The organism is Streptomyces spinosus (assembly GCF_020400655.1).
GTDB lineage: Bacteria > Actinomycetota > Actinomycetes > Streptomycetales > Streptomycetaceae > Streptomyces > Streptomyces argyrophylli.
The window spans coordinates 411,092-431,699 of the sequence record NZ_JAINRC010000002.1 but is presented as its reverse complement, the minus strand read 5'-3'; the positions used below and the strand labels follow the sequence as shown (position 1 = coordinate 431,699).

At 71.1% G+C, this 20,608-nt stretch carries 21 protein-coding genes and 1 tRNA gene; 6 read left to right on the top strand and 16 right to left on the bottom strand.

What is annotated here, in order from left to right; genetic code table 11:
- Positions 1-18 precede the first annotated feature (18 nt).
- The 3 genes from gyrA (at position 19) to LG395_RS05870 (ending at position 3,570) form a co-directional block, all read left to right on the top strand.
- The gene (gyrA, locus tag LG395_RS05880; RefSeq protein ID WP_171154683.1) at positions 19-2,613 is read left to right on the top strand and encodes a DNA gyrase subunit A; all 2,595 of its coding nucleotides are present in this window, start codon (positions 19-21) and stop codon (positions 2,611-2,613) included.
- Positions 2,614-2,631: 18 nt separating this feature from the next.
- Positions 2,632-3,381, top strand: a complete 750-nt coding sequence (locus LG395_RS05875) for a DUF3566 domain-containing protein (RefSeq protein ID WP_225808685.1) — start codon at positions 2,632-2,634, stop codon at positions 3,379-3,381.
- Between the two features lie 112 nt (positions 3,382-3,493).
- Positions 3,494-3,570: transfer RNA gene (locus tag LG395_RS05870), tRNA-Ile, on the top strand.
- Positions 3,571-3,625: 55 nt separating this feature from the next.
- Here LG395_RS05870 and LG395_RS05865 read toward each other — a convergent pair.
- From LG395_RS05865 to LG395_RS05810, 12 genes are all read right to left on the bottom strand, one after another.
- On the bottom strand, positions 3,626-4,783 hold the full coding sequence (locus LG395_RS05865) for a tyrosine-type recombinase/integrase (protein ID WP_225808684.1): 1,158 nt from the start codon (positions 4,781-4,783) through the stop codon (positions 3,626-3,628).
- On the bottom strand, positions 4,783-4,971 hold the full coding sequence (locus LG395_RS05860) for a helix-turn-helix domain-containing protein (protein ID WP_225808683.1): 189 nt from the start codon (positions 4,969-4,971) through the stop codon (positions 4,783-4,785). The genes LG395_RS05865 and LG395_RS05860 overlap by 1 nt, the downstream gene beginning before the upstream one ends.
- Positions 4,968-6,359: a replication initiator protein RepSA gene (repSA, locus tag LG395_RS05855; RefSeq protein ID WP_308071215.1), complete on the bottom strand. Its 1,392-nt coding sequence runs from the start codon at positions 6,357-6,359 to the stop codon at positions 4,968-4,970. Before repSA ends, LG395_RS05860 begins: the two co-directional genes overlap by 4 nt.
- Positions 6,356-6,997: a DNA methylase gene (locus tag LG395_RS05850; RefSeq protein WP_225808794.1), complete on the bottom strand. Its 642-nt coding sequence runs from the start codon at positions 6,995-6,997 to the stop codon at positions 6,356-6,358. The genes repSA and LG395_RS05850 overlap by 4 nt, the downstream gene beginning before the upstream one ends.
- A gap of 56 nt (positions 6,998-7,053) precedes the next feature.
- Positions 7,054-7,233 carry a hypothetical protein gene (locus LG395_RS05845; protein ID WP_225808804.1) on the bottom strand — a complete coding sequence of 60 codons (180 nt, stop codon included), beginning with the start codon at positions 7,231-7,233 and terminating at the stop codon, positions 7,054-7,056.
- Positions 7,230-7,409 (bottom strand): hypothetical protein, encoded by a 180-nt coding sequence (locus tag LG395_RS05840; RefSeq protein ID WP_225808682.1) that lies wholly within the window; start codon positions 7,407-7,409, stop codon positions 7,230-7,232. Before LG395_RS05840 ends, LG395_RS05845 begins: the two co-directional genes overlap by 4 nt.
- Positions 7,410-7,503: 94 nt before the next feature.
- Entirely contained in the window at positions 7,504-7,818 is a 315-nt protein-coding gene (locus LG395_RS05835; RefSeq protein WP_225808681.1) for a SpdD protein, read from the bottom strand.
- Positions 7,819-7,842: 24 nt separating this feature from the next.
- Positions 7,843-7,998 (bottom strand): hypothetical protein, encoded by a 156-nt coding sequence (locus LG395_RS05830; protein ID WP_225808680.1) that lies wholly within the window; start codon positions 7,996-7,998, stop codon positions 7,843-7,845.
- A gap of 17 nt (positions 7,999-8,015) precedes the next feature.
- Entirely contained in the window at positions 8,016-8,204 is a 189-nt protein-coding gene (locus LG395_RS05825; RefSeq protein WP_225808679.1) for a mobile element transfer protein, read from the bottom strand.
- A 19-nt stretch (positions 8,205-8,223) separates the two neighbouring features.
- Positions 8,224-8,901, bottom strand: a complete 678-nt coding sequence (locus LG395_RS05820) for a DUF2637 domain-containing protein (RefSeq protein ID WP_225808678.1) — start codon at positions 8,899-8,901, stop codon at positions 8,224-8,226.
- A gap of 103 nt (positions 8,902-9,004) precedes the next feature.
- Positions 9,005-10,345, bottom strand: a complete 1,341-nt coding sequence (locus LG395_RS05815; protein WP_225808677.1) for an FtsK/SpoIIIE domain-containing protein — start codon at positions 10,343-10,345, stop codon at positions 9,005-9,007.
- A gap of 2 nt (positions 10,346-10,347) precedes the next feature.
- Positions 10,348-10,677, bottom strand: coding sequence for an SCO3933 family regulatory protein (locus LG395_RS05810; protein WP_225808676.1), 330 nt, complete (start codon positions 10,675-10,677; stop codon positions 10,348-10,350).
- Between the two features lie 160 nt (positions 10,678-10,837).
- Between LG395_RS05810 and LG395_RS05805 the strand changes: the two genes are divergently transcribed.
- The gene (locus LG395_RS05805; protein WP_225808675.1) at positions 10,838-11,632 is read left to right on the top strand and encodes a GntR family transcriptional regulator; all 795 of its coding nucleotides are present in this window, start codon (positions 10,838-10,840) and stop codon (positions 11,630-11,632) included.
- Positions 11,629-12,294 (top strand): YdcF family protein, encoded by a 666-nt coding sequence (locus LG395_RS05800; RefSeq protein ID WP_225808674.1) that lies wholly within the window; start codon positions 11,629-11,631, stop codon positions 12,292-12,294. Before LG395_RS05805 ends, LG395_RS05800 begins: the two co-directional genes overlap by 4 nt.
- A gap of 464 nt (positions 12,295-12,758) precedes the next feature.
- On the opposite strand, the gene LG395_RS05795 is transcribed toward LG395_RS05800, so the two are convergent.
- Both LG395_RS05795 and LG395_RS05790 read right to left on the bottom strand, forming a co-directional pair.
- A complete protein-coding gene (locus LG395_RS05795) occupies positions 12,759-13,241 on the bottom strand; it encodes a hypothetical protein (RefSeq protein WP_225808673.1) in 483 nt (160 codons plus the stop codon).
- A gap of 588 nt (positions 13,242-13,829) precedes the next feature.
- A complete protein-coding gene (locus LG395_RS05790; RefSeq protein WP_225808672.1) occupies positions 13,830-18,209 on the bottom strand; it encodes a WD40 repeat domain-containing protein in 4,380 nt (1,459 codons plus the stop codon).
- Positions 18,210-18,801: 592 nt separating this feature from the next.
- Here LG395_RS05790 and LG395_RS05785 point away from each other — a divergent pair.
- Positions 18,802-19,002 (top strand): ferredoxin, encoded by a 201-nt coding sequence (locus tag LG395_RS05785; protein ID WP_225808671.1) that lies wholly within the window; start codon positions 18,802-18,804, stop codon positions 19,000-19,002.
- A gap of 25 nt (positions 19,003-19,027) precedes the next feature.
- Here the strand turns inward: LG395_RS05785 and LG395_RS05780 are convergent, their stop codons facing one another.
- On the bottom strand, positions 19,028-19,810 hold the full coding sequence (locus tag LG395_RS05780) for a glycosyltransferase family 2 protein (protein WP_225808670.1): 783 nt from the start codon (positions 19,808-19,810) through the stop codon (positions 19,028-19,030).
- A gap of 161 nt (positions 19,811-19,971) precedes the next feature.
- Positions 19,972-20,355, bottom strand: a complete 384-nt coding sequence (locus LG395_RS05775; protein ID WP_171154676.1) for a DUF6344 domain-containing protein — start codon at positions 20,353-20,355, stop codon at positions 19,972-19,974.
- Positions 20,356-20,608: the final 253 nt, after the last annotated feature.

The window sequence follows — 20,608 nt, the reverse complement described above, 5'->3', positions numbered from 1 at the left end:
GAAGGATCCCCACCAGCAATGGCCGACGAGAACACCCCCGTCACCCCCGAAGAGGGCGGCGAACTCGTGATGCGTGTCGAGCCCGTCGGGCTCGAGACGGAGATGCAGCGCTCGTACCTGGACTACGCGATGTCCGTCATCGTGTCCCGTGCGCTGCCCGACGTCCGGGACGGCCTCAAGCCCGTCCACCGCCGTGTGCTGTACGCGATGTACGACGGCGGCTACCGCCCCGAGCGCGGCTTCTACAAGTGCGCCCGTGTCGTCGGCGACGTCATGGGCAACTACCACCCGCACGGCGACTCCTCCATCTACGACGCCCTGGTGCGCCTCGCCCAGCCGTGGTCGATGCGGATGCCGCTGGTGGACTCCAACGGCAACTTCGGCTCGCCGGGCAACGACCCGGCGGCGGCCATGCGCTACACCGAGTGCAAGATGGCGCCGCTGTCGATGGAGATGGTCCGGGACATCGACGAGGAGACCGTCGACTTCACGGACAACTACGACGGCCGCTCCCAGGAGCCGACCGTCCTGCCGGCCCGCTTCCCGAACCTGCTGATCAACGGCTCGGCCGGTATCGCGGTCGGCATGGCGACCAACATCCCGCCGCACAACCTGCGCGAGGTCGCGGCCGGCGCCCAGTGGTATCTGGAGAACCCGGACGTCTCGCACGAGGAGCTGCTGGACGCGCTCATGGAGCGCATCAAGGGCCCCGACTTCCCGACCGGCGCCCTGGTGGTGGGCCGCAAGGGCATCGAGGAGGCGTACCGCACCGGCCGTGGCTCCATCACGATGCGCGCCGTGGTCGAGGTCGAGGAGATCCAGGGCCGGCAGTGCCTGGTGGTCACCGAGCTGCCGTACCAGGTGAACCCGGACAACCTGGCGCAGAAGATCGCCGACCTGGTGAAGGACGGCAAGATCGGCGGCATCGCGGACGTCCGCGACGAGACGTCGTCCCGTACGGGCCAGCGCCTGGTGATCGTCCTGAAGCGGGACGCGGTCGCCAAGGTCGTGCTGAACAACCTGTACAAGCACACCGACCTGCAGACGAACTTCGGCGCCAACATGCTGGCGCTGGTCGACGGCGTGCCGCGCACCCTGTCGCTGGACGCGTTCATCCGCCACTGGGTGACGCACCAGATCGAGGTCATCGTCCGCCGCACCCGGTTCCGGCTGCGCAAGGCCGAGGAGCGCGCGCACATCCTGCGCGGTCTGCTGAAGGCCCTGGACGCCATCGACGAGGTCATCGCGCTGATCCGGCGCAGTGAGACCGTCGAGATCGCGCGCAGCGGCCTGATGGGCCTGCTGGAGATCGACGAGATCCAGGCGAACGCGATCCTGGAGATGCAGCTGCGCCGGCTGGCGGCCCTGGAGCGGCAGAAGATCGTCCAGGAGCACGACGAACTCCAGGCGAAGATCAACGAGTACAACCAGATCCTCGCCTCGCCGGTGCGCCAGCGCGGGATCGTCAGCGAGGAGCTGGCCGCGATCGTCGAGAAGTACGGCGACGACCGGCAGACCAAGCTGATCCCGTACGAGGGCGACATGTCCATCGAGGACCTGATCGCCGAGGAGGACATCGTCGTCACCGTCACGCGCGGCGGCTACGTCAAGCGGACGAAGACGGACGACTACCGGGCGCAGAAGCGCGGCGGCAAGGGCGTGCGCGGCACGAAGCTGAAGGAAGACGACATCGTCGACCACTTCTTCGTCTCCACCACGCACCACTGGCTGCTGTTCTTCACCAACAAGGGCCGGGTCTACCGGGCGAAGGCGTACGAGCTGCCCGAGGCCGGCCGGGACGCGCGCGGCCAGCACGTGGCGAACCTGCTCGCCTTCCAGCCGGACGAGGCGATCGCGGAGATCCTGGCCATCCGTGACTACGAGGCGGCGCCGTACCTGGTGCTGGCCACCAAGTCCGGTTTGGTCAAGAAGACGCCACTGAAGGATTACGATTCGCCTCGCTCCGGTGGTGTCATCGCCATCAACCTGCGGGAACGCGAGGACGGTTCGGACGACGAGCTGATCGGCGCCGAGCTGGTCTCGGCGGACGACGACCTGCTGCTGATCAGCAAGAAGGCGCAGTCGATCCGGTTCACGGCCTCGGACGAGTCGCTGCGTCCGATGGGCCGCGCGACCTCGGGCGTCAAGGGAATGAGTTTCCGGGAGGGCGACGAGCTTCTCTCGATGAATGTGGTGCGACCCGGTACGTTCGTGTTCACTGCCACTGACGGTGGGTACGCGAAGCGGACCGCCGTCGACGAGTACCGCGTCCAGGGGCGCGGCGGCCTCGGCATCAAGGCCGCCAAGATCGTGGAGGACCGTGGTTCCCTCGTCGGCGCGCTGGTCGTCGAGGAGCACGACGAGATCCTCGCGATCACCCTGTCCGGCGGTGTGATTCGCACGCGAGTCAGCGAGGTCAGGGAGACGGGCCGTGACACCATGGGCGTCCAACTGATCAATCTGGGCAAGCGCGATGCCGTCGTCGGTATCGCACGTAACGCCGAAGCGGGGCGCGAGGCGGAGGAAGTCGACGGCGACGTGGCCGTGGACGAGACCGCCGAGGGTGCCGCGACCACCGGCACGGACGAGGGTGAGGCACCCTCGGCCGAGTAGCACGAGGAGTGAGTCAGCGTGAGCGGAGCCACGGGCGCCGGATCGGCCGGTACCTCCACGGGTACGGAAACGGACGGCGGCGGCCGTGGCTCCGCCGCGAAAGGGCTGCCGGCGGGGAGTGCGTCCGCCGGTGGCGCGCACGACCCGCAGACGACGAACCTGAAGCCGGTGAAGGTGTCCGAGACGGACTCTTCCCGTACGTCTGGATCCCAGGGGGGAACTGTGACGGACACCCGAGGCCCGGCCGCGTCCGGTGAGGCGCGGCCGGCGTCGCCGCTGCCCGGGGAGCGGCGCCAGGAGCAGGCCGACGGGCCCTACCACCCGCCGCAGGCCTATCCGGCGCAGGCGCCCGCCGGTGCGACGCGCAAGCCGCGTACGGGTGTGCGGACCGCCCCGAGGACCCGCAAGGCGCGGCTGCGGGTGGCCAAGGCCGACCCGTGGTCGGTGATGAAGGTCAGCTTCCTGCTCTCCATCGCGCTCGGCATCTGCACGGTGGTCGCCTCGGCGGTGCTGTGGATGGTCATGGACGCGATGGGCGTGTTCTCGACGGTCGGCGGCACGATCTCGGAGGCCACCGGCTCGAGCGAGGCCAACGGCTTCGATCTCCAGGCGTTCCTGTCGCTCCCTCACGTCCTGACGTTCGCGGCGATCATCGCGGTCATCGACGTGGTCCTGGCCACGGCGCTCGCGACGCTCGGTGCGTTCATCTACAACCTCTCCGCCGGCTTCGTGGGCGGTATCGAGCTGACGCTGGCGGAGGACGAGTGACCCGCGGACCAGCGGCGTTCCGACGGTTCCCCGACAACCGATTTTGGGACTGACGCGGTCGTGCGCTAATCTTCAGGAGTCAGCGCGCGGGACACACACCGCAGAGCGCGGCGGGGCTATAGCTCAGTTGGTTAGAGCGCATCCCTGATAAGGATGAGGCCACAGGTTCAAATCCTGTTAGCCCCACCAGCACGAAGACCCCCAGTCGATACCGGCTGGGGGTCTTTGACATCCATGGCTGACATCAGCCGATGAGTGGATCTTCCAGAAGCTCGGCGAGCATGCCGACCGCTTCCCGCTCGCTGTCGCCGACCACGTGCGTGTAGACGTCCATGGTCATGCTGATCTGGCTGTGCCGGAGGATCGCCTGAGCCACCTTGGGGTGCACCTTCAGGAAGGCGAGCAGGGTCCCGCAGGTGTGCCGAGCGAGGCGGACTGTGATCCGGCGGACGCCGGCCCGCTTGACGAGCCGATCGAAGGTACGGGAGAAGCCCACAGGGTCGATCATGCCGCCGTGCTCGGAGGAGAAGATCAGGTCATGGTCCGGCTCTTGCGACCAGTGCTCACCGGCGATCTTCCGTTCCAGTTCCTGAAGCTCTCGGCGATCCTCCAGGACGCGAGCGCAGAACTCCGGGAGCGGCAGCACGGCCTGTGAGGACTCCGTCTTGAGGTCCTTGAGGACCAGGCCCACGCCCTTGACCCGCTGCACCTGCTTGACCGGGGTGAAGTGGCCGGCCTCGAAGTCGATGTCTTGCCAGCGCAGCCCGAGTACCTCGCTGCGACGGAGGCCGAGGACCAGGACGAGGACGCAGGCCGCGTAGAGCCGGTGGGCGCGCACCGAGCGCAGGAAGGCGATCGCCTCCCGAGCGTTCCACGCTGTGCCCCTGTCCTTGCTCACCTTGGGCATGTCGACCAGGAGAGCGACATTCCGCGTGACCAGCTCCTCGCGCATGGCCCGGTTGAGAGCGTTGCGGAGGACACGCAGAACCTCGAAGCGGGCGGAGGCCCCGACCTTTTCCCGTGTCAGTGTGGCCATGAAGGCACGGATCTGTGCAGGAGTGAGCTTGACCAGCGGCTTCTTACCGAGATGCGGCAGCAGGTACAGGCGCACCTTGGACTCGTACTTCACGTATGTGTTGTGCTCGCGCTCCGGAGCGACGATGTGCTCTAGCCAGTAGCCCAGCCACTCTCCGAGCGTCCAGGACCGGGACGGCACCGGGATGCCGTTGCGTTCCTGATCCTGGAGCTTGCCAAGCTTCTCGTTCGCTTCATCCCACGTCCGGCCGTAGACGTACTTGCGTACCCGGTTGCCGTCCGTGTCGGTCACATAGGCCGCGCCCTGGTACCGACCATCTGACCGCTTGGTGATCGTGCCGCCGCCGTTGGGCCGACGCTTCGCCATCAGGCAGCCTCCCCGATCTGGCCGGCGATGAAGTCGCGCACCGCCTGGTCGGGGATGCGGCGGCATCCGTCGACCTTGATGGACGCGAGGCGGTGGGTGCGGATCAGGTCGTACACCTTGGTTCGGCCCACCTTCAGCCGCGCCATGACCTCGGGCACGGTCAGCAGCTCGGGGACGGCGGTGGTCATGTAGCGGCTCCTTCCAGGTCAAGCAGGGCGGGTAGTTCTTCACGGGCGATCTCACGGTTGTGCTGGATGTCGCGGCGGATGTTGGCGGCGAGCCAGGATTCGCCGGGGGTGTGGCCGTGGCCGGCGTAGGTCCAGTGGGCGAGGGTGAGCGTGGTGGCTTCCTCGTCGTCGGGGTCGGGCAGGCCGAGGGCGGCGCGTTGCTGGGCGGCGCGGTAGTCGGCGCGGGTCTGGCGCAGTGCGCCGAGGGTGGTGGAGTAGCGGCGGGACTTGGTGGAGAAGTGGCCGCGGAAGCCGAGCATGTGGGCCCAGTCGCGCAGCTTGCGGTCCGGGTACAGCGCGTGCAGGTCGAGGCACGCCTCGATCAGCCGACGCGGGTGGTCGGGGACGCCGAGCAGGGTCAGGGCCTCTTTGTTGCCGACGCGGCGGTCTACCGTGCCGGTGGTCTCGGCGGCCTTGGTGGCGTACTTGGCCACGTAGGAGGCCACGGCCTGTTCCGTGATCTCCTCACCGTCACCGAAGGCCCGGATCGGCCGTACGTCGAGCTGTGTGCCCCACGTGAGGGTGCGGGCAGGCTGGTCACCGGCTGGATCGACGTCCACGGCCACGCGGGCGGCTGCGGCACGGATGGCGTCGCTGAGCAGGTCGAGGGTCGCCCAGGCCGGCGGCGGGCTGTCGGGCCCCTCGGGGCCGTCGAAGCGGATCACAGCGTGGAAGTGAACGGCTCCGCGCTTCTGGTACTCGGCGACCTTGCCGAACGCCACGCGGGACTGTTCCCGGGCGGCCTTCTGGGTGAGCCCGGCCCGGCGGGCGATCTCACGGCGGAGGTAGATCGTGAAGTACCGCCACAGCTCGGAGGCGTGGTTGTTCCACAGCACCGCGCCCGCGTAGTCGTACGAGTCGGGGTCCAGGGGGGTGCCGAGTTCGGGTGCGTCCTCGGCGTGACGGGTGCCGCAGCGGCAGGGCCGGTTGCCGGGCCGGTTGTGGACCGGCCCGAAGGAAGGGGCGGTGAGGGTGGCGAAGACGCGGGGGTGGTCTCGGATGGTCTCGGGGGTGCCTTTGGCGGGGTCGCCGACGAGGCCGGCGCGGATGAGGTGGTAGGTGTCGCCGGCGTAGGTCCAGGCGCAGGCGGGGCAGCGGGAGGCCCGGCGGTTGCCGCAGGCCACACGGAGGACGCCGCCCGGCTCCGTGTCGGTGGAGTAGGAGTGCAGGACGTGGCCGGTCTCGCGGTCGCGGGTGACGGTGGAGCCTTGCAGGCGGATGGGGTCGGTGCAGCCGCCGGTGCGGCGGATCTGGTCTTGGATGCGGTCGAAGCCGTCTGACCCGGCCAGCCTCAGCAGGTCGTTGAGGGTGGCCGGGTCCAGGCCCGCCATGGTGGCGGTGTCGGTCACACGAACACCTCCTGCCGTGCGGTCAGGAAGGCGCGGCCGATCCAGCGGGTGTAGGCGGGCGGGATGGCCTCGGTCAGTTCCTCGTGAACGTCGGTCCAGGTGATGCCCATTGCGTGCTGCATCTCCGGAACGGTGGCCTTGCCGCCGCCCTTGCCGTAGGCGGCCACATAGGGCCCGTCGCGGCGGACACCGTGACGGTGGCCACGCACGTAACCCCGGTGCGTGGGATGGGCCGGCCGCATGACGCCCCAACGGCCCAGCTCGAAGTTGCGATGCCGCAGCACGCCGAGGCCGAACATCTCCCCGCACAGGGACAAGTCCTTGCGGATCTCGGCACGGCCGTTGGGCTGCTCGATCACGTACGGCAACCCGCAGGTCTCCAGCAGATCCCGCGTCGGGGCCACCAGGTCCACGTGCGAGCCACCCCAGCCCCGTGAGGCGTTGGTGCCCACGGTCAGCCCGCACTTGCTCTGACAAGGCGGGGAGGCATGCACGAGGGTGTACCGCTGGATGCCTCCAGTGATGATCAGGTGGGTGAGGTATTCGAGCGCGTCACCCCGGTGGTAGGCGAAGGGGTAGCGGGGCCGGTCGGCGATGTCGCAGCCGTCGACCTCGAATCCGGCGAGGTGGTAGCCCATGGCCGCCCCGCCGGCGCACGAGAAGAGGTCCAGGACGCGAAGCCGGTGCGCGGCGGTCACTTCTGGTCCTCCTTCGGCGGGTGGGTGTCGATCCACTCCTCGGCGCACACCTTGTGGACGGGCTTGCCCGTGTCGGAGCGGAGCGGGGTGGGCTTGGTGCAGATCACGCAGGGCTTGTCGCCGCTGTGGTCGAAGTGCTCGGGCGAGCGCCAGTCGAGGAACGCCACAGCGTTCACCTCGTCCGGGTGAGCGCGGCGGCGGGGATGGCGTGGCCGGTGCCCTTGCAGGTCGGGCAGGTGATGGTGAGGGTGGCGCGGGTGCCGTCCGCGTGGCGGGTGCCGGTGGTGATGGCGGCGGTGGCGAAGCCGTCGCAGTCGCGGCAGATGCGCGTGTTCTGGGCGCGCTGGGGCATGATGAGGGTTCCCTTTCGGGTCCGTTGGATCTGGAAGAGGTCCAGGCGCCCGGAGCGGCGGAAGTTTGGCGACCGAGGCCGCTCCGGGGGCCGTTCAGCGGTGGTTGTGCATGTCCTTGATGAGCAGCCGCAGGACGACGGCGACCACGGCGACCGAGACGCCGGTGATGGCGACCGCGAGCAGCAGCGAGACCAGGACCGCGCCGACGACGAGGACCACGGCGCCTCCGCCGGCGGCGAGGGCGAGCGCGCTGCCGGGGGTGAGCTGGACAGTGGGCCGGTTCGAGACCGGGGCCGGCGGGGCGAGCGGGGCCGGGGGCTGCGCGACCGGGACCGGGGTGACGGTCTGCGGCTGGACGGTGGCCGGGGGCGGTGCGGAGTCCTGGGGCGGGTACTTCGGAGTGAACACGGCGGGTTCTTCCTTCCGGTTGGGTTAGTTGACGAGGGAGCCGACGACGGGGCCGAGGACGCTGTGGGCGACGAGGTAGCCGCCGAGGAGGAGCAGGGCCACGAGCCACCACGGCGGGCGGACGTGCTTGACGCCGAGGTAGCCGATCGCGGCGACGGCGAGCCAGAGCGGAACGTCCATGGCGGGATCTCCCCTTTTCAGGCCTTGCAGCGGTGGGTGCGGGCGGCGAGTTCGGCGGCGGCGCGGCTGTCGTAGTCGGCGGAGAAGCCGCAGCGCGGGGCGGTGCAGGCGGCGGTGTGCTTGTCGCGGCCACGGCCGTCGTAGGAGGTGGCGACCTGGACGGGGCCGATGCGGACCACGTCACGGAAGCGGCGGTGAACGGCCACGGGTGATTCCCCCTTGATGTCAGGCGAGTTGGAGTTGATCGGCGATGGTGCGGGTCATGTCCTCGGGCAGGCCGAGACGGGCGGCGAGCACGCCGGCGGGCATCGGGGACCCGGTGGAGGCCCGGTGGGATTCGGCGAGCTTGCGGGCGTGATCCAGCAGCGCCGCAGGGACCACCGGAGCGGAAGCCGCGGGCGTCACCGGGGCCGGTTCCGGCGCAGGCGCGGGAACCAGTTCGGGAGCGGACGCGGGTGCCGGTTCGTCGGCACGGTGGACGGCGACTTCCGGCACGACCTGTTCCTCGGTTTCCGGCTCGGCAGGGGCCGGTGCCGGGGTGGTGGGTGAGTGGACGAGCAAGGTTCCGCCGAGGAAGGCCAGGGCGGGCCAGCCGGCCACGAGGATGCGCAGCCAGGCCGGAACGTTGCCGAGGTCAAGGAGTCCGGCGGTGGCGATGTTCGCGCCGAGCGAGGCGCCCAGGGCGATGACGAACCAGGTCCAGGCCGAGCGGTCACGCCGGGCGTTGCGCAGCCGACGCCACGCGGCAACCAGCAACAGGTCGACGGAGACCGGATAGGCCCACGCTTTCCACCCGGACTGACCGGCCGCTTGGGCCAGGTCGTGCAGGTGAGCGAAGGACAGCGCACCGGCAATCACGGCCTGTACGAGCACGGCGTCCGGGCGGAGGGACGAGCGAGGCATGTAAGGCACCTCCCTTCACAGGAGTTGAGCCCGGATATCGGGCATGGATGGGGTAGGGACCTGGCGCGGGAGCGGTCGCGCCGACCGTGGAACAGGGAGGGGGTTACTCGGTGACCGGTCGCGGTTTGACCAGCGACGGGCCCTCCGCCGGTGCCGTGGCGGGCACGTAGGGGCGGAACGGGTCGAGGAACGGCAGGTCCGGGACCAGGTGGGCGTAGGCCCGGCAGACCGCCACCACTTCGTCCTGCGTGACGGCGGGGGTGCGGATCTTGGACCAGCCACCGGAGGTGTCCGCCGCGACGGCGGTACCGGGCCGGTCCATCTGGATCAGGCTTGCGGCCGGCACCGCGTCCGGGGCGACATCGGCCAGGCCCATTTCGGCGGTCTGCTTGTCGTTGACCCGGTGCACGACACGGCCGGTGAGCTGGGCGCGGAGCATGGTGGCGCCCTTGCCCAGGTCGGAGCCGAACCGCTGCCCGCAGATTTCCAGGTAGATCCCGACCGCGCGAGCCATCTGCGCCAGCCGGATCAAGCCGGTGACGATCCGCTCCCGCCGCTCCTCATCCTTCTTCGAGGAGATCAGGAACAGTTCCGCGACCTCGTCCACCAGGACCACCACGGGCACGGGCCGCAGCTCTTCGGGCAGTTCCCAGAGGTCGGCAACGCCGTGCTTGCTGAGCAGGTCGAAGCGGTCTTCCATCTCCGCCACCAGGATGCCGAACAGGGACGCGGCATCATCCGGGGTGGTGACCAGGGCCGACAGGCGCGGGGCGTAGCGGGACTGCTCGACACCTCGCTTGCAGTCCACCCCGACCAGCGCGACCGGGAGCTGAGCGAGGCCCTTGATCAGGTTGCGCTGGAACATGGACTTCCCCGACAGGTTCGCGCCCAGGGTCAGCGCCATCGGGGCCTTGCGGTAGTCCCGCTCGAAGGCGGTCCCGTCCTCCCGCAACGCGACCGGCACGATCATGTCGTGCGGCACGGCCTTACGCGGCATCCGGACCCGGCGCAGCACGTCGTACCCGGTCATCCGCAGCTCAACGAAACCCGGCTTGGTCTCCACCACGGTCACCGAGTGCACGCCCCAGGCATGCCGCAGCCGTTCCGAGGCGGCGGCCACGTCGGCGGGCTCCAGCCCGGCCGGAAGCCGCAAGGTCACCCGCAGCCCGGTCGACGTGCCCCACACCCAGCGAATCTTCGGCGGCACCGGCTGCACCTCCCGGCGAGCCAGGTTGCGGGTCATGAACGCCCGCAGACCCGACGGCTGCACCGTCAGCCCGCACACGTCCATCGTGGACCGGTACGTGAACCCGAACCGGGTCAGCGTCGCCGGCAGGCCCAGCAGCGCCCAGTACGCGCGCGGCGCCCGCACCTTCGCGAAGCCGACACCACCGGCGGCGGTTAAGCCGGCCGTGGCCTCCAGCCACATCGTCACGTCGGTCATGGTCAGGCCACCGGGGTGATCGCGACCGCGCGGAACGAGATCCCGTGCCGCTTCTGCCCGTTGAACTCGTTCTCCCAGTCACGGGCCTTCAGCCCGATCACCTTCACCGGCATGCCCGGCACCAGGTCCCCCTGGTAGCCCGTCTCCGGGATGGTCACCTGGTACAGGTTCCCCTCGCCCTCGTCGGAGACCAGCAGGCCCACGGTCGACAGCGGAGCACCGGTCTCCCGGTCCATCGCGCGCTCACCCGTCTTGGCGTTGGCCAGCTTCGGCGCCGGCGCGGTCGCCACGAACACCACAGCGGTCGACGTGTCGATCTTGAAGGACGGCATCAGTTCTCCCAGTGTTGAAGACGAGGCAGCCCAAACCGGACTGCATGACGCTCGCTGTCCTAGGACTGCGAGCCGCTGAGAGAGATAGTGCATCGCAGTCTCAGGACTGTCAACAGTCCTAGGACTATGTTTCACTAGACCTCGTCGAGAGGGGTTCGAGATGGCGCCCAAGTGGCGGGAGCTGGCGGACAAGCTGGCCGAGCAGATCAGAAGGGGTGACTACGCCCCGGGCCAGCAGCTTCCGCACATCAGGACGCTTGTCGAGGCGGGCGAAGGCTCCAAGGCCACCGTGCACGCGGCCTATAAGGCCCTGGAAGCCGAGGGCCTGGTCACCTCATCGCGCGGCCACGGCACGGTCGTGCGCCAGCAAGTCCCTCTCAAGCGCTTGGGCATCGCCCGCTACGACAAGGCCAAGTGGCGAGACGGCGACGAGGTCGCGTTCATCGCTGACCGCGTGGCATCGGGCCGCAGCTACCGCCGGAACGAGCAGACCCAAACGGTGAGCCGCGTCGTGGCTCCGCCGGAGGTCGCAGCCGCACACGGGCTGCCGGAAGGCGCAGAGGTCTACGCACGCGCCCGCCTGGTCAAGGAGGGCGACCGACCGACGCACACGCTGACCAGCTACTACCGGCCCGAGCACGTGGAAGGGACGCGACTGGTCGACCCCACTCCGGGTCCCGCCGGCCGAGGCGGCGGATTCCGCGTGCTGTACGACGCGGGATACGAGATCGACCACATGAAGGAGCAGCTGTTCGCTCGCGCCGCCACACCGGACGAGGTGAAGCAGCTTCAGTTGCCGCCGGGCGAACCGGTGGTGGAGCTGCACCGGACGACGTACACGGCGGACGGCACCGTCGTGGAGTTCGCTATCGGGGTACACGCGGCATCACGCTTCGCGTGGGAGTACGACTTCAAGGTGCCCGACTCGGCGAGGAACGGAGAAGGACAGCAGTGATCTCGATGCAGGATTGGGCTGACGCCCGGCGCGTATGGGACTACCACCAGATGGGCCATGCCCCCCGGCTGTGCTCTGTGGCCATCGGACTCGGAAGTCATGACCTGGGAGTGGCCGACACCGCCGTGGGCCTGTACAAGCGCGGCCTGGCCCCTCTACTCGTGTTCACCGGAGCCACCAGCCCGACGACCCGGGAGCGCATGCCCCGCGGCGAAGCCGTCCACTACCGCGAGCGGGCATTGGAGCTGGGGGTTCCCAGCGAGGCCATCCTGGTGGAGCCGCACGCCCGGAACACGGGGGAGAACATCCGCTTCTCCCGGAAGCTGTTGGAGGAGAGCGGGGTGGAGGTCTCCTCGGTGCTGCTGATCAGCAAGCCGTACGAGGAGCGGCGCGCGTACGCCACGGCACGCAAGCTCTGGCCCGAGGTCGATGTCGTCAGCGCTTCCACGCCCATGACCTTCGACGAGTACGTCGAATCCATCGGTGACGCCCGTTTGGTGATCGACATGCTGATCGGCGCCCTGCAACGGCTGATGATCTACCCGGATCAGGGATTCATGATCCGCCAGCCAGTACCCAGCGACGTGGCCGAGGCGTACGAGCGCCTGCGCCAAGCCGGGTACACGAGCCGACTTGCAACCGCCGCGACATCTTCGACCTGACCAGCGGAACGAGAGCTGTTACAGGTTTCTCTACCTCATCAAGCCCCGGCTGCGCTCCGCTCCGCCGGGCGCGCTTCCCGGCTCCGCTGCGGGCGACGCTCCTGCCTTCGGCCCGCTCCGCCCGCGCTGCGCCGACGCGCGCCCACTATGGATAGGGCCGGAGGCCATGAGTCGATCACCGCATAGAGCGGCCAACGGTCAAGGCAATGCCTCCGGCGGGGGATCGGCCGGCACCGGGATGGAGGGGCTCCGTAGCCGACCGCGGGTCCGTAGTGGCGTGCGCGGGGAGCTCCCATCCCGTACACCGTCGACCCAGGCAGAGCCGAGCAGACGCGGCCCATGGCGTCCAGGTCGTTCGTACAGTGGCGCGCTCCACCTGGACGCCATGAACCACGCCCGCTCCACATGCGTGTGGGTCGACGGCGGACGGGATGGGAGCTGGGGTAGGTGTGTGGTTGAGGTGGTCAGGCGAGCGTCGACCGGATTCGGTCGATGGCACGCAGGACTTCACCTCTGTTCTTTGCGCTCTTGATCCAGCTTGGTAGCCGCGCGACAACCGTCATCTTCTTGACCTGCGCATCCCATGGGGCTCTTTCACGCAGCGGCGCCTGTACGAACTGGCGGAGCAGCTCCAGGTGCTCCGGGTTGTAGGCCCACAACCAGCCGTGCCGCGTCTCCGCCTGCAACCACAACGGCAGCCCGAAGTAAGGATCTTTGGCTTCACCACGCCCCCGGAAGAGTCGAAACCCTCCCCCGGCCGCATCTCGCGACAGACCGCACGCCCTACAGACAATGCGGCGGCGCGCGAACACCGAGGGGGCCGAGTCATCGGCCGCCACCGGGGCAACGTGTGCAATCCCGGCGCACTTCGGACAGCGCACGAGCACATGGTCAATGAAGTGGTACTTCGTGTGTCGAGCATCCCGGAACCGCTGCGGCGAGAGCATGGCGTCAGTATGCGACCCCTCGCCTGTCCATGTTCGGAATAACCTTGCCCATCCCGTGCCCCATCGGGCGGGGAACTGGCGGGCTGAGAAAGCCGAACTGTCAAGGGCGCCTGGACCGTCTGACACCAGCGGCTGACACCAACAACGGCGTACGGCGCCGATCAAGGCCGAACCTCAGCGACAGCCGGACCAGGGTTCAGCGGACGTTCATCAGGGTCGAGAGACCACCTCGATCGACCTGATAAGGATGAGGCCACAGGTTCAAATCCTGTTAGCCCCACCAGTACGAAGACCCCCGGTCCGGCAGGATCGGGGGTCTTTTGTTCTGGGGGGTGTCCGGGTCGGGGGACGTATCAGCCGCTCATACTGTCGGTCATGTGTACCGCCTCCTCCGGTGCCGCACGAGTGCCCCGCAGAGCGGGGGTCACGCTGCGGCGGGCTCACGGGCGGGCGGGTACGGGCGCCGGCACAGGAAAAGGCCCGACCGCTGGCGACGGGGGATGCACCAGCGATCGGGCTATGGCCAAGGGTAACAAGGTTGTCGGTTGTGTGGGGCCAAGTCCGCGGCGAAACAGGCAGGTTGGCCGATCATCGACCGCACGGGGGGTCGTAGCCCAGGCGCGGCAGGTACTCGTGCCAGCGCCGGGGGGTCAGAACGCCCCGGGTGACCGAGCAGATGTGCCGGATCGCCGTGCCGGCGTCCAGGCTCCACAGCCGGACCGTGTCGGTGCCGCTGGAGACGCCGAGGACGTGACTCTCGGGGCTGAAGATGAGGAAGTTGCCGGTCTTGGCGTTGGGGCTCATCGACTGGCCGATGGGAGCCGCGGAGGCGGGGTCGGTGACGTTCCACAGGCGGACCGTGTTGTCGTTGCCGCCGCTGGCCAGGGTGCCGCCGCCGGCGCTGAAGGTCAGGGACGTGACGGCCTCGGTGTGGCCGGTGAGCGGCTTGCCCAGGGGTGCGGCGTGCGCGGGCTCGGCGGTGTTCCACAGGCGGACCGTGTCGTCGTCGCTGCCGCTGGCCAGGGTGTGGCCGTGCGGGGCGAAGGCGAGCGCGTTGACCGGGCCGGAGTGCTGGGTGAGGGGCGTGCCCAGGGGGCGGGTGCGCGCGGGGTCGGACACGTCCCACAGCCGGATCGTGCTGTCCGCGCTGCCGCTGGCCAGGGTGTGGCCGTCCGGGCTGAAGGCGAGGCTGTCGATGTAGCCCCGGTGGCCGGTGAGCGGCCTGCCGAGCGGGGCCGGCCGGCCCGGGTCGGTCACGTCCCACAGCTGGAGGGTGCGGTCGTCGTAGGCGGTGGCCAGGGTGCGGCCGTCCGGACTGTAGGCCAGCGCGTCGGGGCCCATGAAGCGGGTGCGCAGGTGCAGCGGCGGGCCGGCGGCGACCGGGTGGGCGGGGTCGGTGACGTTCCACAGGTGGACGGTCCGGACGCCGGTGAGGACGGCGAGGGTGCGGCCGTCGGGGGAGAACACCAGGGAGCGCTGGTCGCCGTCGGCCCGCATGAACGGCTCGCCGAGCAGGACGGGCCGGCCGGGCCGCGTCACGTTCCACAGCCGCAGCCTGCCGTCCCGGGCGGCCGTGGCCAGCACCCGGCCGTCCGGGCGGAACGCTCCGCTCCGGCCGACCATGTCCGAGGTCGGGACCGACCACAGGCGCACCTTGCCGTCCCCGCTGCCGGTGGCGAGGGTCCGGCCGTCCGGGCGGAAACCCAGGGCGTACATCTCGCCGCTGCTGCCCGCGAGCGGCTCGCCGACCTGGGACGGCGAGTCGGGATCGCTGACGTTCCACAGGCTCGCCGTGCTGTCCGCGCTCGCGGCGGCGAGCCGGCCGCCGTCCGGGCTGAAGGCCACCGACCAGACCGGGCCGGTGTGGCCGGTCAGCGGCGCACCGAGCGCCGTGGCGCGGGCGGGGTCGGTGACGTTCCACAGCCGGATGGTGTCGTCCGCGCTGCCGCTGGCCAGGGTGCGCCCGTCGGGGCTGAAGGCCACCGAGTGCACGAGGTCCGTGTGCCCCCGCAGCGTCCGGACCGGCTCGGGCCGGCGGGGCGAGGAGACGTCCCACAGCCGGATCGTGTCGTCGTCGCCGCCCGTCGCGAGCGTCCGTCCGTCCGGGCCGAACGCCACGCAGCGCACCGCGGCGCTGTGCCCGCGCAGGGTGGCGAGGGCGCCGGGCCTGCGCGGGTCGGTGACGTCCCACAGCCGTACGGTGCGGTCCTCGCCGGCCGTGGCCAGGGTGCGCCCGTCGGGACTGAAGGCGACGAGGTAGACCGTGCCCTGGTGACCGGTGAGCGGTTCGCCCAGCGGGCGGGCGTGCGCGGGGTCGGAGACGTCCCACAGCCGGATCGTGCCGTCGTCGCCGGCGCTGGCCAGGGTGCGGCCGTCCGGGCTGAAGACGGCACTGCTGACCCAGCTGGTGTGGCCGGTCAGGGGTGTGCCGAGCGGGGCGGGGCGGTTCGGGTCGGTCACGTCCCACAGCCGGACCGTGTGGTCGTAGCTGGCCGTCGCCAGCGTGTCGCCGTCCGGGCTGAAGGAGGTGAGGTAGACCGCGCCGGTGTGGCCGGACAGCGGGGTGGCCAGCGGCGCGTTCACGATCGAGATCAGGCGGCTGTACGTGCCCTCGTCGCCGGGACGCAGCTGGTGCGCGACCAGGTCGAGCTGGGCGGCCAGGGACGGATCGGTGTGCTGGACCCGGTCGGCCTCGGCGAGCACCTGCTCGAACACGGCGTCGTCGCGCTGCTTCCAGGCGATCACCGCCGTGCCGGCCGCGAGCACGGCCAGCGCCACCAGCGCCGCCACCGCGGCCCGGCTCAGCCACACCGAGCGCTTGCGCAGCCGCACCGAGGCGGCCAGGAACTCCACCGCGCTGCGGGTCAGATAGGTGTCCCCGGCCGATCGGGCCCAGCCGCGGGCCTGTTCCAGCCGTGACCCCCGGTACAGCAGCGAGCTGTCGCGGCCCGAGTCCTCCCAGGCCCGGCCGTCCTCCTCCAGCCGCTGGCGCAGCAGGTGGTCGCCCCGGCCCTCGTCGATCCAGTGCCGCAGCCGGGGCCAGGCGTGCAGCAGCGCCTCGTGGGTGATCTCCACGGTGTCCGCGTCCAGCGTCACCAGCCGGGCCCGCACCAGGGCCTCCAGCGACTCCTCCGTCTTGCCGGGGTCCGACGACTCCTCCGCCAGCTGCCGCCGGGTGCCGCGCCGGCGCGTGGCCTGGGTGTCCTCGCCGAGCCGGACCAGCCGCAGCAGGAGCAGCCGGGCGGCGGCACGGGCGGCCGGGTCCAGACCGGACCAGGCGCGCTCGGCGGTCGCCGCGACCGCGCCCTGGATGCCGCCCGCCGCGCGGTAGCCGGCCAGGGTCAGCCGGCCGGCCTTGCGGCGCTGCCAGGTGGCCAGCAGGGCGTGGGAGAGCAGCGGGAGCACGCCCGCGTCGTGCGCGCCGCGCGGGCCGTCGGCGCTCACCTCGCGCACGATCAGCTCGGCGAGGCCCGGCTCAAGTTCCAGCCCCACCGCCTTGGCCGGACCGGTCACCGCCTCGCGCAGTTCGGTGCCGGTCAGCGGGCCGAGCACCATGTGCCGGTGCTGGAGCGCGTCGGCGAGTTCCGGGTGGTCGAGGCACTGCTCGTAGAAGTCGGCGCGGACGCCGAGGACGACCCGGACGGGTGCGGGGCCCGCGGCGCCGGCGGGCGGGGTGCAGGCGGTGTGCAGGAAGTGGATGAAGACGCGCCGGTCGGCCTCGTCGGCGCAGAGGGTGAACGCCTCCTCGAACTGGTCCACGATGACGACCGGCCGGCCGTCCGGGCCCGTCGCGCGGTCCGCCCAGGCCGCGACCGCCTCGCGCACGGCCCGGGCGATGTGCGGGGTGTCGCAGCCCGGCAGCGCCGGGTTCCGCGCGGCTTCCCGCTCGGCCCTGCGGGCGTCGTCGGCGACGGCGGCGAGCAAGGGGACACGGCGGACCAGCTCACCCAGCGGATCGGCACCCGGGACGAACTGGAGGACGGGGCCGGGCGGGTCGGCCGGATGGTCGGGGTGGTCGGCGGCGGGGGTGGCGGAGCCGTCGGCGGGGTCGCCGCCTGTGGGGTGGTCGGCCGGGCGGTCGAAGGGGTGGCCCGTGGGGCGGTCGGCCGGGTGCGGAGGTGCGGGGGGCTGGGCGGGGGCCTCCCCGGGGGGCGCCTGCTCGTGCCGGGAAGCGACCGTCTCGTGCCGGGAAGCGACCGTCTCCTGCCGGACAGGGGCCGTCTCTCGCCGGGAAGGGACGGCCGCCCCGTCGGCTCCCGGCCCCCTGCCGGTCGCGTCCTCGTCCGCACCGGCGTCCCCGGCCCCGCCCCGCACCCCTGCACCCGCGCTCCCCGCCCCGCCGGGCGTCCCCGTGTCCAGGGCCCCGCCGCGGATCGCCGGCACCAGGCCGGCGTTCAGCAGGGACGACTTCCCGGCGCCCGAGGCACCGACCAGCATGACCAGCCCGCCGGACCGCTCGGCCGCGCGGAGCTGGGCGACGAGGGCCTTCGTGCTCCGTTCCCGGCCGAAGAACCACCGGGCGTCCTCCCGCCGGTACGGGGCCAGCCCCCGGTACGGACACACGCCGCCGGCGACGGGCGGGGCCTGGGCCGGTGGCCGCCGGTTCTCCTCCGAGGGCGGCGCGGGCCGGTCGCCGGCCGGTCCGGCCACCGCCAGCTCCCACAGCCGCTGCCAGTGGGCGAGGTCGTACAGGCCGGCCGAGACCGGGGCGGGACGCAGCCGCCGCGCCTCCGGGATCAGGATCTGCAGGACCGCAGCGAGGGCGGCGAACTGGGCCGGTACGTTCCTGGCCCGGCGCCAGTCGCTGATCCGCTGCGCGGACACCCGGACCGGCCGGCCGCGTTCGTCGATCCGCTGGAGCCGTACGACCGCTTCCGAGACGCTCTTGAGGGGAGGGTTTCCGGCCTCCTTGTACAGCAGCGCGAGGCGCTCGGCGAAGGCTGTGCGTGCCCCTGAGTCGGAACTCAAGGTCCCACCCCTTACTCTCCCTCGCGAGTGACGTCCGGACCGGAAAACTCACCTTATACGCCTGACCTGCGGTTAAGGGCCGGACCGGAGACCGGTGCCTCCTCCGCGGGGGCGACAGGTGGCAGGATCCGAACCCGGTAGCGGACCCGTCACACACCGTCCGGACAGGCCACCGGCCCAGCGCTCGGAGAGACAGCCCATGGCACCGAACGTTCTCGGTCAAAGTCGGCCACGTCCCATCGCGCCGCGCCGACCCGCGCCGGTCCGCGCGCTGTCCCGGAAACCGTCCCCGTTCTCCGACGAACCGTCCCCGTTCTTCGACCCGCGCCGCCCCGCCGACTTGGCGCGGGTCGACGGCCCCGCACCGTTCGGCACCGGTCCCCACGAGGGGAGGGACCGGTGCCGGGCGGGCGGGAACCCGGCCTGCTGACGAACCGCCGGCACAGGGTTCGCCGGGCGGCCCGCCGGCCGGCGGCGGCGTGCGGGCAGCGGTGGCCGCGATCCGGTCCGCCGGGCCGGTTCAGGAGGCGCGCGGCCGGGCAGTGACGTCCTGAGGACCGCCTGGAGGTCACCGCCCCCGACTGGAGGACAGATGAAGGTCTCCGTCGAACGCTCCCTGTGCTACGGCTCCGCCGAGTGCGCGCACCGGGCGCCGGCCGTGTTCGCGTTCGAGGACGGCTACGGCGTCGTACGGCCCGGCGGTGCGGACGCGGCCGAGGACGCGCGGGTGCGGGAGGCGGTCCTGGAGGCCGCCGAGAAGTGCCCCTCGCAGGCGATCGTCCTCACCGAGTAGTCACCGGGCGGCACGGACGACGCCCTCACCGACCGGCGGGAGGAGCCGGTGGGTGGCTCCAGCCGAAGGCGGCGAGGGCGCGCGCCCGGGCCTCCGCCACGGCCGTGCGGGCCGCCCGCTCGGCGGGGTCGACGTGGGCGGCATGCCCCGTGACCTGCCCCTCCCACTTGCGGTACAGCAGGCCGGGCTCCGTGCAGAACCAGCCGCGGCTCACCGCGTCCAGCGCCAGCAGCAGACCGGTGTCCTCCGAGGCCGGCAGCGCCATCCAGCCGCCCAGCGCGGTGAGCAGCTCCCGCCGTACGCACAGGCCCGCCGGGTGGACCGGGGCCAGGAAGTCGTTCCGCTTCCAGTGGTCGAGGACGGTGCCGCGCTCGATCGGGCCCTCGTCGGGATCGCCGGGGAAGGCGGCCGTGGAGCCGTCGGGCAGCAGGTCCAGGACGCGGCACGTCGTCCAGCCGATGGTGTGGTCGGCCTCCAGCACGGCCAGGTCGCGGGCGAGCGCGCCCGGCGTGAGCTGGTCGTCGGCGTCCAGGACCTTGACGTAGGCGCCCCCGGCGCGCGCCAGCGCGATCGTCCGGGCGACCCCGGGGCCGCCGGGCCGGCCCTGGCGGAAGCTCACGCGGGCGTCGTCGGGGACGTACGGGCGGACCGCGTCCGTCGTGCCGTCCTCCTGGACCACCCATTCCCACTCCCAGCCGGCGGGCAGCCGCTGCGCGCACAGCGACGCGTACGCGTCCGCCAGGAACCGGGCGGACGGGCCGTGGACAGCGGTGACTACGGTGACGCGCCGGTTCACGGCAGCGCTCACCACCTTTCCGTCGGGTACTGGTCGTTGCCGTACGAGGATGACCCACCGGGAAAAGCGCGAGACCCCCGGCCGAACCCGGCCGGGGGTCTGTTCGTGTCGACTGGTGCGTACGCAAGTCGCCGTGCGGTCGAGACGTTGCGGTACTGCGGTGGGGGGAGGGATCAGCAGTCGAGGGAGTCCGAGAGGTGCCGGTCGTGGGAGCCGGCGTCCGTCTGCTCCGGTACCCACGGCTGCGATTCGGTCTGCGTCTCGTCGAGGGGGCGGTGCCGGCAGCCCGGCGTCTTGCCGTGGGCCTCCGCCCGGATCCGCTGCTTCATCGTGGGGGGCAGGGCCCTGGCATGGGACCAGGCCCGCTGGCGCATCGCCGGGATCGTCGGGGTGGTGCGGTGCGCGGTGCCGGTGTCGGTGCTCGGGGTCTCTGTCCGGGGTGCGGCCGCGGCGGCGGTCGTGGTGGTGGCGGAGACGAGTCCGAGCGCCGTGCACAGCGCGAGGAAGGCGGTGACGATGGCGGTCCACAGCTTCATGACCTTGTTCTGGGCGGTCATGGCCCCTCACTTTCGGGTTGGGCGATTTGCGTACTTTGCTCATGATGTGTATGTGGGCCGGGAAGTGGTGGACCGACGCCCGTGGCGCGTCGATGTTCAGATCAACACCACTCGGACGGGTGCACGGGGGCGGGGAATTCCTGCCGTGGCCGAGGCGGGAGCCGGGCCCCGACGCAGGTCACCGATCGATATCGGTCGGTGTGTATAGTCGGGCGCCAGAGGTCCCCTACGTCAAGGAAAGACGAGGTCGCGC

What these genes read in the sequence shown, in the direction of transcription:
- LG395_RS05795 (WP_225808673.1), bottom strand. Translation starts at nt 13,241, where the DNA reads ATGCTCTCGCCGCAGCGGTTCCGGGATGCTCGACACACGAAGTACCAC.
- LG395_RS05830 (WP_225808680.1), bottom strand. Translation starts at nt 7,998, where the DNA reads ATGGACGTTCCGCTCTGGCTCGCCGTCGCCGCGATCGGCTACCTCGGC.
- LG395_RS05805 (WP_225808675.1), top strand. Translation starts at nt 10,838, where the DNA reads ATGGCGCCCAAGTGGCGGGAGCTGGCGGACAAGCTGGCCGAGCAGATC.
- LG395_RS05820 (WP_225808678.1), bottom strand. Translation starts at nt 8,901, where the DNA reads ATGCCTCGCTCGTCCCTCCGCCCGGACGCCGTGCTCGTACAGGCCGTG.
- LG395_RS05865 (WP_225808684.1), bottom strand. Translation starts at nt 4,783, where the DNA reads ATGGCGAAGCGTCGGCCCAACGGCGGCGGCACGATCACCAAGCGGTCA.
- LG395_RS05810 (WP_225808676.1), bottom strand. Translation starts at nt 10,677, where the DNA reads ATGCCGTCCTTCAAGATCGACACGTCGACCGCTGTGGTGTTCGTGGCG.
- LG395_RS05815 (WP_225808677.1), bottom strand. Translation starts at nt 10,345, where the DNA reads ATGACCGACGTGACGATGTGGCTGGAGGCCACGGCCGGCTTAACCGCC.
- gyrA (WP_171154683.1), top strand. Translation starts at nt 19, where the DNA reads ATGGCCGACGAGAACACCCCCGTCACCCCCGAAGAGGGCGGCGAACTC.
- LG395_RS05775 (WP_171154676.1), bottom strand. Translation starts at nt 20,355, where the DNA reads ATGACCGCCCAGAACAAGGTCATGAAGCTGTGGACCGCCATCGTCACC.
- LG395_RS05850 (WP_225808794.1), bottom strand. Translation starts at nt 6,997, where the DNA reads ATGGGCTACCACCTCGCCGGATTCGAGGTCGACGGCTGCGACATCGCC.
- LG395_RS05860 (WP_225808683.1), bottom strand. Translation starts at nt 4,971, where the DNA reads ATGACCACCGCCGTCCCCGAGCTGCTGACCGTGCCCGAGGTCATGGCG.
- LG395_RS05785 (WP_225808671.1), top strand. Translation starts at nt 18,802, where the DNA reads ATGAAGGTCTCCGTCGAACGCTCCCTGTGCTACGGCTCCGCCGAGTGC.
- LG395_RS05840 (WP_225808682.1), bottom strand. Translation starts at nt 7,409, where the DNA reads ATGCCCCAGCGCGCCCAGAACACGCGCATCTGCCGCGACTGCGACGGC.